Annotated in this window: 11 protein-coding genes; 6 read left to right on the top strand and 5 right to left on the bottom strand. The window is 70.6% G+C overall.

The window, feature by feature from the left end:
- Positions 1–57 precede the first annotated feature (57 nt).
- A complete protein-coding gene (locus ACFYX0_RS28345) occupies positions 58–960 on the top strand; it encodes an LLM class flavin-dependent oxidoreductase (RefSeq protein WP_388974195.1) in 903 nt (300 codons plus the stop codon).
- Positions 961–1,096: 136 nt separating this feature from the next.
- Positions 1,097–1,966: an HAD hydrolase family protein gene (locus tag ACFYX0_RS28340; protein ID WP_388974193.1), complete on the top strand. Its 870-nt coding sequence runs from the start codon at positions 1,097–1,099 to the stop codon at positions 1,964–1,966.
- Between the two features lie 9 nt (positions 1,967–1,975).
- On the opposite strand, the gene ACFYX0_RS28335 is transcribed toward ACFYX0_RS28340, so the two are convergent.
- The 5 genes from ACFYX0_RS28335 to hisC all read right to left on the bottom strand — a co-directional run bounded on the left by ACFYX0_RS28335 (position 1,976) and on the right by hisC (position 10,750).
- Positions 1,976–3,034, bottom strand: a complete 1,059-nt coding sequence (locus ACFYX0_RS28335; RefSeq protein WP_388974192.1) for a peptidoglycan DD-metalloendopeptidase family protein — start codon at positions 3,032–3,034, stop codon at positions 1,976–1,978.
- A gap of 165 nt (positions 3,035–3,199) precedes the next feature.
- Positions 3,200–6,733: a thiol reductant ABC exporter subunit CydD gene (gene cydD, locus ACFYX0_RS28330; RefSeq protein WP_388974190.1), complete on the bottom strand. Its 3,534-nt coding sequence runs from the start codon at positions 6,731–6,733 to the stop codon at positions 3,200–3,202.
- A gap of 60 nt (positions 6,734–6,793) precedes the next feature.
- Complete coding sequence (gene cydB / locus ACFYX0_RS28325) at positions 6,794–7,807, bottom strand: cytochrome d ubiquinol oxidase subunit II (protein WP_388974188.1); 1,014 nt, start codon at positions 7,805–7,807, stop codon at positions 6,794–6,796.
- Positions 7,808–7,827: 20 nt separating this feature from the next.
- Entirely contained in the window at positions 7,828–9,336 is a 1,509-nt protein-coding gene (locus ACFYX0_RS28320) for a cytochrome ubiquinol oxidase subunit I (RefSeq protein WP_388974186.1), read from the bottom strand.
- Positions 9,337–9,670: 334 nt separating this feature from the next.
- Entirely contained in the window at positions 9,671–10,750 is a 1,080-nt protein-coding gene (hisC, locus tag ACFYX0_RS28315) for a histidinol-phosphate transaminase (RefSeq protein ID WP_388974184.1), read from the bottom strand.
- A 452-nt stretch (positions 10,751–11,202) separates the two neighbouring features.
- On the opposite strand from hisC, the gene ACFYX0_RS28310 reads away from it, so the two are divergent.
- The 4 genes from ACFYX0_RS28310 to ACFYX0_RS28295 all read left to right on the top strand — a co-directional run bounded on the left by ACFYX0_RS28310 (position 11,203) and on the right by ACFYX0_RS28295 (position 15,432).
- Positions 11,203–12,315 (top strand): LacI family DNA-binding transcriptional regulator, encoded by a 1,113-nt coding sequence (locus ACFYX0_RS28310; RefSeq protein ID WP_388974182.1) that lies wholly within the window; start codon positions 11,203–11,205, stop codon positions 12,313–12,315.
- 326 nt (positions 12,316–12,641) lie between these two features.
- Positions 12,642–13,733, top strand: a complete 1,092-nt coding sequence (locus ACFYX0_RS28305) for a metallophosphoesterase (protein ID WP_388974180.1) — start codon at positions 12,642–12,644, stop codon at positions 13,731–13,733.
- A 194-nt stretch (positions 13,734–13,927) separates the two neighbouring features.
- Positions 13,928–14,800 (top strand): hypothetical protein, encoded by an 873-nt coding sequence (locus ACFYX0_RS28300; protein ID WP_355906765.1) that lies wholly within the window; start codon positions 13,928–13,930, stop codon positions 14,798–14,800.
- A gap of 263 nt (positions 14,801–15,063) precedes the next feature.
- Complete coding sequence (locus ACFYX0_RS28295) at positions 15,064–15,432, top strand: NUDIX domain-containing protein (RefSeq protein WP_388974178.1); 369 nt, start codon at positions 15,064–15,066, stop codon at positions 15,430–15,432.
- Positions 15,433–15,499: the final 67 nt, after the last annotated feature.

Raw genomic sequence — 15,499 nt, 5'->3', positions numbered from 1 at the left:
GCCCGGCCGATCAAGCCCGCGCAAAAAGCACACCGCGCCTCCGCTTACGCTCGAAGCATGAGTCTGCGTCTGAGCACCGTGATCCTGCCGTACCTGCGCTGGCACGAGGGCGGGCGTTCCGCATGGCAGCGCGCGGAGCAGCTCGGCTTCCACACCGCGTTCACCTACGACCACCTGTCGTGGCGGTCCTTCCGCGACGGCCCCTGGTTCGGCGCTGTGCCGACCTTGACGGCTGCCGCGTCCGTCACCGACCGGCTGCGTCTGGGCACCCTGGTGACCTCGCCGAACTTCCGGCACCCGGTCACCCTCGCCAAGGAGCTGATCTCCCTCGACGACATCTCCGGTGGCCGGATCACGCTGGGTATCGGAGCGGGCGGCACCGGCTTCGACGCCACCGCGCTCGGCCAGGACCCCTGGACGCCGCGCGAGCGCGCCGACCGGTTCGGCGAGTTCGTACCGCTGCTCGACCGGCTGCTCACCGAGGATTCCGTGTCCCACGAGGGCGTCCACTACTCCGCCCACGAGGCGCGCAACATCCCCGGCTGCGTCCAGCGGCCCCGACTGCCCTTCGCGGTGGCCGCGACCGGGCCCCGCGGACTGAGGCTCGCTGCCCGCCACGGCCAGGCGTGGGTGACGACCGGTGACCCGAAGCTGTACGAGACCGGCACCCCGGAGCAGTCGGTGGAGGCCCTGCGCGGCCAGACCGAGAAGCTGGCCGACGCGTGCGCCGCGATCGGCCGCGATGTGACGGACCTCGCCAAGATCCTGCTCACCGGCTTCACCCCAGACCGGGGGCGGCCGCTGGAGTCCCTCGACGCGTTCGTCGACTTCGCCGGCCGGCACGCCGAGCTCGGCTTCACCGACATCGTGATCCACTGGCCCATCCCCGACTCCGACTTCGCGGCGGACGAGAAGGTCTTCGAGCAGATCGCCATGGAGGCCCTGGCCCAGCTCGACTGATCACGACCGGGCACGCCGGGGTACCGCGCGGCATGCCGAGGTGTGACGTGTTGTGACGGCGCTGGTGAGGAGCGTCACCACTCACGTGTGCGGACTCACGCACGCCCGTGCGGGCATATGCGCGAGAATGGCGCCCGTGACCTCAGCGACCCGACAGCCCGAGACCCCGGCTTCCACCGTTCAGCCCCGGCTGATCGCGACAGACCTCGACGGCACCCTGCTGCGCGACGACAAGTCGGTCTCCGAGCGCACGGTCGCCGCACTGGCCGCCGCCGAGGAGGCCGGTATCGAGGTGTTCTTCGTCACCGGCCGCCCGGCCCGCTGGATGGACGTCGTCAGCGACCACGTCCACGGCCACGGGCTGGCCATCTGCGGCAACGGCGCGGCCGTGGTGGACCTGCACGGCGGCCCCGGCACCCACCGGTTCGTCAAGGTCCGTGAGCTGGCCCGGGAGAACGCGCTCGACGCGGTACGGCTGCTGAGGGACGCCGCACCGGGGACGGCGTACGCGGTCGAGCAGACGTACGGCTTCTACCAGGAGCCGGCGTACCCGAAGCTGCACCTGGAGATCCCCGACCTGCGCGCGCCCGCCGAGGAACTGCTGGCGCCTGACGCGCCGGGCGCCGGCGAACCGGTGCTGAAGATCCTCGCCTACCACCCGAAGCTGGACCCGGACGCCTTCCTCACGCTGGCCCGCCTCGCCGTCGGCGACCGCGCGACCATCACCCGGTCCAGCCCCAGCGCCCTGCTGGAGATCAGCGGCCCCGGCGTCTCCAAGGCGAGCACGCTCGCGCTGTGCTGCGCCGAGCGGGGCATCTCCCACGAGGAGGTCGTCGCCTTCGGCGACATGCCGAACGACGTGGAGATGCTCAGCTGGGCGGGCCGGTCGTACGCGATGGGCAACGCTCATCCGGACGTGGTCGCCGCGGCGTCCGGGCGCACGGTCGCCAACAACGAGGACGGGGTGGCCGTGGTGATCGAGCAGATCCTCGCGGACCGCTCGTAGGCCTCCGGCTCACCGGGCCGCCGAGGGCCTGACCAGGCGCACGCCGTGCGCCGCCAGCCAGGGCACGGGGTCGATGCCCGACCCCCACTCCGGGGTGGACCGGACCTCGAAGTGCAGATGCGGTCCGGTCGAGTTGCCGGTCGTGCCCGACTGGGCGATCAGCTGCCCGGTTCTCACCCGGTCGCCCGGGTCGACGGTCACGGCGGCGAGATGGGCGTACTGCGTGCAGTAGCCGCCCGGATGTCTGATGACGACCTCCATGCCGAACGCGCCGCCGCACTTCACCCGTACCACCTGCCCGGACCCTACCGCCCGCACCGGCGTCCCGATGGGCACCGCGAAGTCCTGGCCCGTGTGCCCGTGCGACCAGTGGTCGCCGCCGCTGCCGAAGCCCGCTGAGAGCCGGTACGCCTCCACCGGCGCGACCCAGGGGTGGCCGGTCTTGCGGCCCGGCAGATCCAGGCGGACTGCCGCCCGGCACGTCCCCGAGGCCGCTGACACGTTGGCCTGGCTCTGCAGGGCCCATCGCGCCTGCTCCAGCTTCGCCTCGAGGGCCTGCTTGCGCGCCACCAGTTCCCCGTTCCGCTGCTGCAGCGCCCGCCACCGTGCCGATGCCTGTGCCCGCTCGGCGGCGAGGCCGGCCTCCGTCAGACGGCTCCGGATGACCGCGTTCGCGACCGCGAGGTCCAGCCGGGCGAGGGTGCTCTGACTCGCTATCAGCTCCTTCGCGCTGTCCGGGAGCAGGGTCTGCGCGCTGTACGGCAGTCCGCCGCCCTGCCGGTACTGGGCCCGGGCCACCCGGCCGAGATCCTGGTGCAGGGCGGCTATCAGCCCGTGCTCATGGGTGAGGAGCTTCTCGTCCCGCCCGGCTATGGCGCGCTGCTTCGCGGCTTCCTGGCGCCCGGTGTCGTACTGCCGTGTCACCGCCGCCGAGTCCTCGTACAACCGCGCCACCCTGCCGCTGAGGCCGGTGTCCGCACCGTCGCCGGCTGCCCTGTTCCCACCCCCTGACGTGGCGGGCCAGGCGGGATTCACCGCCACCGCACCCAGGAGAAGCGGAACAAACATGGAAGAAAGGAGAAATGAAGGCATGTCAACGATCGTGGCCCGTGTCCCGGCCATCGTCCTGCTGACGTCCCACGGCCGGGGGAACGGGCGGCCGCAGATGGCCCAGCGGCGTCCCCCGGCCGGCGGTCGAACGCGCCGCGCCCCGTGCCGTAGGGGTGCTGTCCGTCAGGCGTCGGCGAGCGCGGCCCTTGTCCGGCCCCCGTGTCCCGCCCGGTCGACCAGCAGATCCCCTCGGACCTCCCGATCCACCATCGCGCGCAACGGCCCCTCGACCGCCGTCAGTTCCGCATACGGGCCGCACTGGACCACCCGGCCCTCCGCCAGCACGATCACCTCGTCGACCGTGTCCAGCCCGGCCAGCCGATGGGTGATCAGCACCGTCGTACGGCCCTCCGTGGCCGCCAGCAGGTCCCTGGTGAGCGCGTCCGCCGTCGGCAGATCGAGGTGTTCCGCGGGCTCGTCGAGGACGAGGACGGGGAAGTCGGCGAGCAGGGCTCGGGCCAGCGCCAGCCGTTGGCGCTGACCGCCGGACAGCCGTGCGCCGTGCTCGCCGATCAGCGAGTCGAGGCCGTCGGGCAGCCCGTCGGCCCAGTCCAGCAGGCGCGCCCGCGCGAGCGCGTCACGCAACTGCCCCTCGCTCGCGTCCTTCCGTGCGAGCAGCAGGTTCTCCCGTACCGAGCTGTCGAAGAGATGCGCGTCCTGAGCACACAGTCCGACCATGCGGCGCACCTCGTCGCCATCCAGCGCCTGGGCGTCCGTGCCGCCCAGCGTGTACGTGCCCGCCGCCGGGTCCAGGAAACGCAGCAGCACCTGCGCGAGCGTCGTCTTGCCCGCGCCGGAGGAGCCGACCACGGCGATCCTGCGGCCCTGTTCGAGGGTCAGCCCGAGTCCGGTGAGCGCGTCGCGCCGCTGTCCGTCGTGGCGTGCGGTCAGCCCCTCCAGGACGAGCGGGAAGGGCGACGACGGCCGCGCCAGCGGCCGTTTCGGCTCGCGTACGGGCTCCGGGGCGTCCAGCACCTCGTACACCCGCTCCGCGCTCCTGGACACCCGCTGCCGGTGCTGCACCGCGAGCGGCAGCCCCAGGACCGCTTCGAACGCGGCCAGCGGGGTGAGCACCACGACGGCCATGGTGACGCCGCCGAGCCTTCCGTCGGCGACGGCCTGCGCCCCCACGAGCGCCGCCGCCGCGACGGTCAGTCCGGTGACGAGCGCGGTGAGCCCGTCGCCCAGGGCGGTGGCGGTCGCGGCACGCGAGGCGATCCGCGTGAGCACCCCGTCGGCCCGCCGTACCTCGGCGGTCCGCGCCGGCAGCGTACCTGCCACCGTGAATTCGGCGGTTCCCGTGAGCAGATCGGTCACCCGGGTCGCCAGCGTTCCCCGAGCCGGGGCCAGTTGGCGTTCCGCCCGACGCGCCACGGCACCCGTCACCAGGGGCACGCCGACTCCGGCCGCCAGCAGCCCGGCGGCGAGGACGGCACCGGCCTCGGGCAGCAGCCAGGCGGTGAAGCCGACCGATCCCGCCGAGACGACCAGCGCGGCCCCCACGGGCAACAGCCAGCGCAGCCAGTAGTCCTGCAGGGCGTCCACGTCGGAGACGAGCCGCGACAGCAGATCGCCGCGCCGGGTCGTGCGCAGTCCGGCCGGTGCGAGACGTTCCAGGCGCCGGTAGACCGCGACCCGGGTGTCGGCCAGCATCCGCAGCACGGCGTCGTGCGACACCAGCCGCTCCGCGTACCGGAACACGGCCCGTCCGATGCCGAACGTCCGCGTGGCCGTCACGGCGACCATCAGATACAGCACCGGCGGCTGCTGAGAGGCCCGCGAGATCAGCCAGCCGGAGGTGGCCATCAGGCCGACGGCGCTGCCGAGTGCGAGGCCCCCGAGCAACAAGGCGAGCACCAAGCGCCCCCGGTGGGGGCCCGCCATCGCGCGGACGCGGGCGAGCACGCCGCCGCGCTCTGCGGGTGCGGGGACGGGGGGCTGTTCGTCGTGGGTCGTGGGCGCCTCCGGCGTCCGGGGGCGGGGCAGCCGTGCGACTTCGGAAGGCACAGGACCGTCCGAGGGGCGCTCGTCCACGTCCAGGCGGACGATCCGGTCGGCGAGGCCGAGCAACGCCGGACGGTGCACGACCAGCAGCACCGTCCGTCCAGCCGCCAGCCGGCGCACCGCCGCCACGATCTCCGCCTCGGTCGCCCCGTCCAGGGACGCGGTCGGCTCGTCGAGCAGCAGCACCGGGCGGTCGGCGAGGAAGGCCCGGGCCAGGGCCAGCCGTTGCCGCTGACCGGCGGAGAGCCCCGCCCCGTCCTCACCGAGCAGGGTGTCGGCCCCGGCGGGCAGCGTGTCCACGAACTCCAGCGCACCGGCATCGGCCAGCGCGCCACGCACCGCCGCGTCGTCCGCGTCGGGCCGGGCCAGCCGTACGTTCTCGGCGATGGTCCCCGCATACAGATGCGGCCGCTGCGGCACCCAGGCGATCCGCGAGCGCCACTCCTCCAGATCGGCCGTGGCGAGATCGACTCCGCCGACCCGTACCCGCCCCTCGGTGGGCGTCACAAACCCGAGCAGCACGTTCAGGAGCGTCGACTTGCCCGCGCCGCTCGGTCCGACGAGAGCGACCGTCTCCCCCGGTGCGACCGCCAGGGACACCGCGGACACCGCGTCGGACGACCGGCCCGGGTAGCGCACGGTCAGCTCCTCGAAGGCGATCTCCCCTTGGGGGAGACGCTGCGTCCCCGAGGCCGGCACCGGTGTCTCCAGCACCGTGAAGATCTCCTCGGCCGCGGAGAGTCCCTCCGCCGCCGCGTGATACTGCGTGCCGACCTGACGCAGGGGCAGATACGCCTCCGGTGCGAGCACCAGGATGACCAGCCCGATGTACAGGTCCATGTCGCCATGGACGAGCCGCATGCCGATGGTCACCGCGACGAGTGCGACCGAGATCGTGGCCAGTAGTTCGAGTGCGAAGGACGACAGGAAGGCGATCCGCAGGGTCCGCATGGTCGCCTGCCGGTACTCGGCGGTGATCTTCTTGATCGACTCGGCCTGCGCCTTGGCCCGGCCGAACACCTTCAGAGTCGGAAGACCGGCGACCACATCGAGGAAGTGACCGGACAGCCTGGAGAGCAGGCGCCATTGACGGTCCATCTGTGAACGCGTGGCCCAGCCGATGAGCATCATGAAGATCGGGATCAGCGGCAGCGTGCCGACGATGATCGCTGCAGACACCCAGTCCTCGGTCACGATCCGCGCGAGCACGGCCGCCGGCACCACGACCGCGAGTCCCAACTGGGGGAGATAGCGCGAGAAGTAGTCGTCGAGGGCGTCGACTCCTCGTGTGGCCAGAGCGACCAGCGACCCGGTCCGCTGTGCGCTCAGCCATCCCGGACCGAGTGCCCCCGCACGCTCCAGCAGCCGCCCCCGCAGCTCGGACTTCACGGCCGCGCTGGCTCGGTGGGCGGCGAGTTCGGTGAGCCACGACACCAGCGCACGGCCCACCGCGACGGCCACCAGAAGCAGCAACGGTGTACGCAACGCGGCGACCGAGTCATGGTGCTGGAAGGCGCCGACCACCACCGTGGCGATCAGCATCGCCTGGGCGACGACCAGACACGCTCCGACGACGCCCAGACCTACCACTGCCACCAGGAAATGGCGGGTGGCACGGGCGTACCGGAGGAGACGGGAATCGATCGGTTTCACGTGAAACACGCCCTTCGGTCCAGGTGGGGTGTTTCACGTGAAACACCCCACCCATCAGACTCAGTGCATGGCTCCGGCGGCATCGGCGATGTGCTGCGTTCCGATGCGCTTGCGGAACACCCAGTAGGTCCAGCCCTGGTAGAGCATGATGATCGGCATGGCGATGCCCGCGCACCAGGTCATGATCTTCAGGGTGTAGGGGCTCGACGAGGCGTTGCTCACCGTCAGGCTCCAGGCGGGGTTGAGCGTGGACGGCATGACGTTCGGGAAGAGCGTCAGGAAGAGCATCGCGACCGCCGCCACGATGGTGAGGCCAGAGAGCGCGAACGCCCATCCCTCACGCTTGGCCTGGTTGGCCACGAGCGCCCCGACAACAGCGGCGACCGCCACCCACAGGGCGACCAGGCTCTTGCTGTCGCCCTGGTCGATCTGCGCCCAGCCGAGGAAGACCACCGCCGCCACGGCGGCCACCAGGCCGACTCCCAGAGCCAGCCTCTGCGCCCGCCGCCGGATGTCCCCGACGGTCTTGAGCGTCGTGAACACCGCCCCGTGGAAGGTGAACAGGCTCAGGGTCACCAGTCCGCCGAGAAGCGCGAAGGGGTTCAGCAGGTCCCAGAAACCGCCCACGTACTCCAGATGCTGATCGATCTTCACCCCCCGGACGATGTTGCCGAAGGCCACACCCCACAGGAATGCCGGGATCAGCGAGGTCCAGAAGATCGCGGTCTCCCAGTTGCGCTGCCAGTTCTCCTCGGGCCGCTTGGCCCGGTACTCGAAGGCCACACCGCGCACGATCAGGCTGACCAGGATGATCAGCAGCGGGAGATAGAACCCGGAGAAGAGGGTCGCGTACCAGTCGGGGAACGCGGCGAAGGTCGCGCCGCCCGCGCTGAGCAGCCACACCTCGTTGCCGTCCCAGACCGGGCCGATCGTGTTGATCAGCACCCGACGCTCGGGCCGGTCGCGGGCCAGCAGCTTGGTGAGGATACCGACTCCGAAGTCGAAGCCCTCCAGGAAGAAGTAGCCGGTCCAGAGAACCGCGATGAGGACGAACCACACGTCGTGAAGTTGCATGATGTGAGCGCTCCCTCGGCCTAGTACGAGAAGGCCATCGGCTTGTCGGCGTCCTGGGGGTCGCCGCCGATCCTGGTGGGCGGGTTGAGATCGGACTCGGTGAGCTCCGGAGGTCCGGCCTTGACGTACTTCGCGAGCAGCTTGACCTCGATGACCGCGAGGATCGCGTAGAGCAGCGTGAGCACGGTCATCGAGGTGATGACCTCACCTTGGGAGACACCGGGGGAGACCGCGTCACGGGTACGCAGCACGCCGTAGACGACCCACGGCTGGCGGCCCATCTCGGTGAAGATCCAGCCCCAGGAGTTGGCTATGAGCGGGAACGCCAGGGTCCACACGGCGATGCGCCAGAACCACCTGGTGAGCACCGGGGCGAGGGCCTTGTTCCTGAAGAGGACCAGATGCGGCACCTCGTCCTCACCGACCCGCAGATGCGAGGCCAGCATGAACTTCTTGCGGGTGAGCCAGAGTCCGGCCACGCCGAGGGCGAAGGACGACATTCCGAAACCGATCATCCAGCGGAAGCCCCAGAAGGTGACGGGGATGATCGGTCGGTAGTCGCCCGGGCCGTACTTCTGCTGCTCCGCCTTGTTGGTGTCGTTGATGCCGGGGACATACGAGGTGAAGTCGTCGTTGGCGAGGAAGGACAGCACTCCGGGAACGGACAGCTCGACGCTGTTGTGGCCCTTGCTCACATCGCCGTAGGCGAAGATCGAGAACGGCGCGGAGTCCTGGCCGTCCCAGAGCGCCTCGGCAGCGGCCATCTTCATCGGCTGCTGCTTGAACATCACCTTGCCGAGCGTGTCACCGCTGATCGCGGTCAGCAGGCCGGCTATGACCACGGTGATCAGGCCCAGCCGCAGCGATGTCTTCATCACGGCGACATGCTTCTTGCGGGCCAGGTGGTAGGCGGCGACGCCGACCATGAACGCGCCGCCCGTGAGGAAGGCCGCGGTCAGGGTGTGGAAGGCCTGGGCAAGTGCGGTGTTCTGCGTCAGGACGTGCCAGAAGTCCGTGAGTTCGGCCCGCCCCCTCGCCTTGTTGATCCGGTAGCCGACGGGGTGCTGCATCCAGGAGTTGGCCGCGAGGATGAAGTACGCCGACAGGATCGTGCCTATGGAGACCATCCAGATGCAGGCGAGGTGAAGCTTCTTCGGCAGCTTGTCCCAGCCGAAGATCCACAGCCCGATGAAGGTCGACTCGAAGAAGAAGGCGATGAGGGCCTCGAACGCCAGGGGCGCCCCGAAGATGTCACCGACGAAGCGTGAGTAGGCGGACCAGTTCATGCCGAACTGGAACTCCTGGACGATGCCCGTGACCACGCCCATCGCGATGTTGATCAGGAAGAGCTTGCCCCAGAACTTCGTCGCTCGGAGGTACTTCTCCTTCTCCGTCCGCACCCAGGCGGTCTCCAGGCCGGCGGTCAGCGCGGCGAGCGAGATCGTCAGCGGAACGAACAGGAAGTGGTAGACGGTGGTGATGCCGAACTGCCATCGCGCCAGAGTCTCCGGCGCCAAAGCCAGGTCCACGTCGTCTCTCCTTACCGTGGTCGCAAGCGGCAGCTTGCTCCCGTTTGGCACACCCCTGGGGAGGGGGCTTGTGAACGCGTTCACATTCACAAGCAATTATGGCGCATATGGGTCCGAGGGCTGACGAGCGGGGGGTCCCTAAGAGGGCTACTGGGCGGCGGCCCCCTCTAGGCCCCCGGCACCTGCCCCACATTCCAAGATCGCTGTCACGTACATGCCATACATATAAACGCGAGGCGGCACGTGTCCGCCCCGCCGCACCTCACGGGTGCTGCCCCGTGCCATCTCACGGCACTGGGCAGCACGGGAGCATCGCCGACCCGCGCCCGGGAGGTCAGAGGTCCCTGCGGAAGCCCTCCGCCACCTTCACGAAGATGTCGTTCGCCTCGGACTCGCCGATCGTCACGCGCACCCCTTCGCCCGCGAACGGCCGGACGACCACGCCGGCCTGCTCGCAGGCGGCCGCGAAGTCCACCGTGCGCTCCCCCAGCCGCAGCCACACGAAGTTCGCCTGGGTCTCGGGGACCGTCCAGCCCTGGGCACGCAGGGTGTCGACCACACGGGTGCGCTCGCAGACCAACGAGCCGACCCGGCCCAGCAGTTCGTCCTCCGCGCGCAGGGACGCCACCGCCGCCACCTGGGCCAGCTGGCTCACGCCGAAGGGCACCGCCGTCTTGCGCAGCGCCGCCGCCACCGGCTCATGGGCGATCGCGAAACCGACCCGCAGACCGGCGAGGCCGTACGCCTTGGAGAAGGTGCGCAGCACGCAGACGTTGGGCCGCTCGCGGTACAGCTCGACGCCGTCCGGGACCTGGATGTCGCGGATGAACTCCCGGTACGCCTCGTCGAGCACCACCAGCACATCGCTCGGCACCCGGTCGAGGAAGCGCTCCAGCTCGGCCCGGCGCACGACCGTGCCGGTCGGGTTGTTGGGGTTGCAGACGAAGATCAGCCGGGTCCGGTCCGTGATCGCGTCCGCCATCGCGTCGAGGTCGTGCACGTCGTCCGGAGTCAGCGGCACCTGGACCGAGGTCGCGCCGCTGATCTGCGTGATGATCGGGTACGCCTCGAAGGACCGCCAGGCGTAGATCACCTCGTCGCCCGGACCGCTCGTGGCCTGCAGCAGCTGCTGGGCGACGCCGACCGAGCCCGTCCCCGTCGCGAGGTGCGACTGCGGCACACCGAAACGCTCCGCCAGCTCGGCCATCAGCCCCGTGCACGCCATGTCGGGGTAGCGGTTGAAGGACCCGGACGCCTCGATCACGCTCTCCATCACGCCCGGCAGCGGCGGATAGGGGTTCTCGTTCGAGGACAGCTTGTAGGCCGCCGGGCCGCCGGACGCGGCGGGCTTGCCGGGCCTGTAGGTGGGGATACCCTCCAGCTCGGCACGCAGCCTCGGGCTCGTCTCGCTCACCGCTGTCCTCCTCGCGCACGCACCGGCTCATGACCGCCACCGGCTTCCAATGCTTCTCACCTTATGAGGATTCGGCGCCGCTGCGAATGGGCTGTGGACAACCGAATCGGCTCGCGTGCCGCCGTCCCGGAGACCGGGCCGGCGACGCCGTAGAACCCGGGCGCATCGTCACAGGGAGGCGCGTGGATGAGGGGGCGCGTCGCCTTTCGTCGCACGCGCCCGTGGCTCGCGCCGTGGCGCGCATCCCTCGTGAAGGTGAGTTGAGACCTCTTCGAAATATGGCCACCTTGGCAGGCCCATGCGCGTCAACACGTCACGTACTGCCCTTGGATCGTTCAAGCCCCTTACATTCCAAGGCTTTTCCCCACTACTCACCATGCAGAAACGTGCCTGTCAACGCGTGCATATGCGTCCGCACTACCCCACCACATGAGCCCTACTATCGGCTCGCCATGACAGCAGCAGGGAAGCACCAGGTGAGCCGGGCGGAGACCGCCCGCCGAGGCAGTCGGCCGGGCCGGGCAGGCATCAGAGACGTGGCCGCTGCCGCCGGAGTCTCCATCACGACCGTCTCCGACGCCCTCAACGGCAAGGGCCGGCTGCCGGACGCCACCCGACGCCATGTCCGCGAGGTCGCCGACCGGCTGGGCTACCGGCCCTCGGCCGCGGCCCGCACCCTCCGCACGGGCAAGTCGGGCCTCATCGGCCTGACCGTGACCACGTACGGGGATGAACCTTTCACCTTCACCGAGTTCGCGTACTTCGCGGAGATGGCCCGGGCCGCCACCTCCGCGGCGCTCGCCCGGGGCTACGCCCTGGTCATCCTGCCCGCCACCTCGCGCCACGACGTGTGGTCCAACGTCGCCCTGGACGGCACCGTCGTCATCGATCCGTCCGACCAGGACCCGGTGGTCAGCGAGTTGGTCCGGCAGGGGTTACCCGTCGTCTCCGACGGCCGGCCCGCCGGCACCCTCCCGGTCACCGCCTGGGTGGACAACGACCACGAGGCCGCGGTCCTCGGCATCCTCGACCATCTGGCCGCCGCCGGCGCCCGGCGCATCGGGCTGCTGACCGGCACCACGACGGACACGTACACCCATCTGTCCACGACCGCCTACCTGAACTGGTGCGAGCGCGTCGGGCAGGATCCGGTCTACGAGGCCTATCCCGCCCACGATCCCTGCTCGGGCGCCGTCGCCGCCGACCGGCTGCTGGCCCGCCCCGACCGCCCCGACGCGGTCTACGGGCTCTTCGACCCGAACGGCACCGATCTGCTCGCCGCCGCGCGCCGCTACGGACTGCGCGTCCCCGAGGACCTGCTCCTCGTCTGCTGCAGCGAATCCGCCGTCTACGCGAACACCGAGCCGCCCGTCACGACGCTCTCCCTGAAGCCGCGCCGGATCGGTACGGCAGTGGTCCAGCTCCTTATCGACGCCATCGAGGGCATCGAGTCGGACCAGCCGGTCGAGCAGGTGATACCGACGGAGCTGATCGTGCGCACCTCGTCCCAGCGACGGCCGCCCCGGACCACGGTCAGCCCGCCCCGGTCGCCCGAGCACGGATGAGGGCTCCGAACGAGACGGGCGCCCGGCCCGCTTTCCCGTTCCGTTCGGAGCTCCGAGCCGTCGGTGTGCCACGGGTCACGCACAGGCTGCCCACGGTCGGGTGACGCGCAGATGGCCCGCGGGCGCGTGAGGTACCGGGTCACAGGGGAGAAAGCCCCGCCCATTTAGGGCGAAAGCCGCGGTGAGGCGGGGTCCTTCCCCGATTCACCACCCCTGGGTCATCACATGGCGCGATCCGCATTCCTATGATGGGCCCACGACACCGCGGACCGCTGCGACCAGGCAGTCCGATGCGGTGCAGATGCGGCGCGATGGTGGAGGGGTCGATGACTCAGGGGGCCGGTCAGGGACCCGAGGCGGAGCGGGCAGCGACGTTGCGTGACTTCCGGGTGCCCGCGTACGTCCACGAGACCGGCCCGTACGCGCAGAGCACGCCCCCCGGCGAGGTCCCCGGACCCGTCGCACCCCCCGAGGCCTACCCCCACGGCTACTCCGACGCGTACACGCCCACCGAGCGGGACCTCCCGGTCATCAACCGCGGCGACACGCTCCAGGTGACCGTCGACCCGGCGTCCGAGCCCGCCCCGCTCCCCGCCGAAGGGCCCGGACCGCTGTTCGTGGTCGGGGACGTCCACGGCTATCTCGACCAGCTCATGGCGGCGCTCCAGGAGAAGGGGCTCATCGACGCCCAGGGCAACTGGTCCGCGGGCACGGCCAGGCTGTGGTTCCTCGGGGACTTCACCGACCGCGGCCCCGACGGCATCGGCGTGATCGACCTGGTGATGCGGCTGTCCGCGGAGGCGGCGGCGGCCGGTGGCTACTGCAAGGCGCTCATGGGCAACCACGAGCTGCTGCTGCTCGGCGCCAAGCGGTTCGGCGACACACCCGTCCACTCGGGCGCGGGGACCGCGACCTTCCAGGCCGCCTGGCTGCTCAACGGCGGCCAGAAGACGGACATGGACCGTCTGCAGGACCACCATCTGCAGTGGATGGCCCGTCTCGACGCGGTGGAGGAGGTCGACGGCCACCTCCTGGTCCATTCCGACACCACCGCCTACCTCGACTACGGCGACTCCATCGAAGCGGTCAACGACACCATCCACGAGACGCTCACCCGCAATGACGCGGACGAGGTGTGGGACCTCTTCCGGAAGTTCACCAAGCGCTTCTCCTTCCGGGACGAGGGCGCCGAAGCCGTGCGCTCCCTGCTGGGGACCTACGGCGGCCAGCGGATCGTCCACGGCCACAGCCCCATCCCCTATCTGCTGGGCGAGGTCGGCTCGGAGGAGGGCGACGACGCCTCGGGTCCGGTCGTCGAAGGTCCTCACGTCTACGCGGACGGACTAGCGATCGCGATGGACGGCGGCGTGACCATGGCCGGAAAGCTGCTGGTCCAGCAACTCCCCCTGGATAGCTGAGGATTCACCGGGCAGGCATCTCCCGGACGGGGGCCGTCCGAGGAATGCCCGGGCCGTGGGGCAATTTCTGGAAACCCCCTGTCACCGTGTGCCGTCGCCGCTCTACCATCGGCTTATCCGTAGCAGGCTCCCCTCCGTTTCTGCCCGACGGCTCGTCAGCATGCCGAGCCACCAGCCCTACGGAGCATCGGGGGATGCACATGAACAGCGTTCCGCAGCACCTGCTGAGCGAGGACCGCCAGGACTATGAGCGGGTCCTCGGTGAGGCGCTGCGCTCCGCACCACACCACCCGGAACTGGCCGCAGTGGGACAGCGGCTCAATGCCGAACAGCTGCGCACCATGGCACTGAACGCCACCGCCCTCATCACCGCCGCGGCAGCCGCCGAATACCAGCACTATGTGCTGGTGCGGGAGGAAATGCGCCGACCGGCACCACCCACCCCGCCCGTCCACGAGAGCACCGACGACAGCGACTCCACGGAACCGGACGCGGACGGCCAGGGACTCGCCGCCACGATGGGGGAGGCGACGGCGAGCGCCGGAGCCGGTGCCGTAGTCGCCGTCCTCGCCCCGTTCCTCGCCGGCGCCGCCGCGGCGATCTTCCTGCTCGTGGGCTACATCCTCAAGATGGTCAACCCGCACCAGGCGTTCGCCCGGACCCTCCTGACCACAGGGTGGGTCTTCGGCGCGGTCACCGCGGCGGCGATCCTGGTCGCCGCGACCGGCCTGCTGCTGACCGCCCTGCGCAACAGTTCGTCGGCGCACGATGCCGACGCCCAGAGCGAGTTGATCGCGGAGGTGACCCGGGCCCGGGAGCTCTGGCACGCGGCCCTGCTGGAGCGCGGCATCCTGCCGTTCCTCCGCGAGGCGCTCGCCGACCCGGGCACGGCCGTGATGAGCCGGAAGGAACCGGAGACGGCTCCCAGCCGTATCCCGCACCTCGGCTACGACCGCCCGGGCTTCAGCAGTCCCGACAGCGGCCCCGCCGCGGGCACGCGTCCCAGCTTCAGCAGCCCGGACTTCACCAGCCCGGACTTCGGAGGCCCCGACCACCAGCCGGAGTGACGGGTCTCGCGCGACAATCGGCCGGCCGTGCCGAGCAGGCGGCGCAGGGGGCCATGGGGCCTTCCCGCACCCCGGGCCGTCCCCTGGACCGCCCCGGCCCGAACCACCCGCCGAAGCCCGGCCCGCCCCTCACAAGGGACCGCGGGCCGGTACTTCAGCCTGCGCCCGCCGCCGAACGCATTGTCGCCATGGACATGAGGGTCCGGCCACAAGGTGCGCGCGATTCTGCTCGACGGTGATCACCTGGTGTTCCTGCGCCGGGGGTGGCCGGACGGCTCCCGTACTGGACGACCGTCGGGGGCAGCGTCGAACCCGACGACGCCGATCTCGAAGCGGCACTGCGCCGCGAGGTCATGGAGGAGATCGGGGCCACGATCGGCCCCGTCACCGAGGTCCTGACGGTGACCAAACCGGGCGAGAGCGTCACCGTCACCCAGCACTACTTCCTCGCCGACTTGCTGGAGATGCGCCTGGACCGCCGCAACGGTCCCGAGCTCGACACCCCGGACACGGGTGACTTCGAGCCGACCCGGGTCCCGCTGCATGCTCCGGCCGTGACGGCGCTCGGCCTTCAACCCCCCGAACTCTCCGACTACGTGCTTGACCACGTCGAGGTATGGAGAGCCGGATAACGGGTCCGCCCCGAGCACCGATGGCGGCCCGGCGCGTGGTCGAGGAGGTCAACGGCACCGCCCCTGC

This window comes from Streptomyces sp. NPDC002573 (assembly GCF_042889625.1).
Lineage (GTDB): Bacteria > Actinomycetota > Actinomycetes > Streptomycetales > Streptomycetaceae > Streptomyces > Streptomyces gibsoniae.
Note: the sequence above shows the minus strand (reverse complement) of the source record. Positions and strands in the feature narration are given on the sequence as shown.

Coding starts and splice junctions, on each gene's coding strand:
- ACFYX0_RS28305 (WP_388974180.1), top strand. CDS start 12,642: ATGACTCAGGGGGCCGGTCAGGGACCCGAGGCGGAGCGGGCAGCGACG.
- ACFYX0_RS28345 (WP_388974195.1), top strand. CDS start 58: ATGAGTCTGCGTCTGAGCACCGTGATCCTGCCGTACCTGCGCTGGCAC.
- cydB (WP_388974188.1), bottom strand. CDS start 7,807: ATGCAACTTCACGACGTGTGGTTCGTCCTCATCGCGGTTCTCTGGACC.
- ACFYX0_RS28310 (WP_388974182.1), top strand. CDS start 11,203: ATGACAGCAGCAGGGAAGCACCAGGTGAGCCGGGCGGAGACCGCCCGC.
- ACFYX0_RS28335 (WP_388974192.1), bottom strand. CDS start 3,034: ATGTTTGTTCCGCTTCTCCTGGGTGCGGTGGCGGTGAATCCCGCCTGG.
- ACFYX0_RS28300 (WP_355906765.1), top strand. CDS start 13,928: ATGCACATGAACAGCGTTCCGCAGCACCTGCTGAGCGAGGACCGCCAG.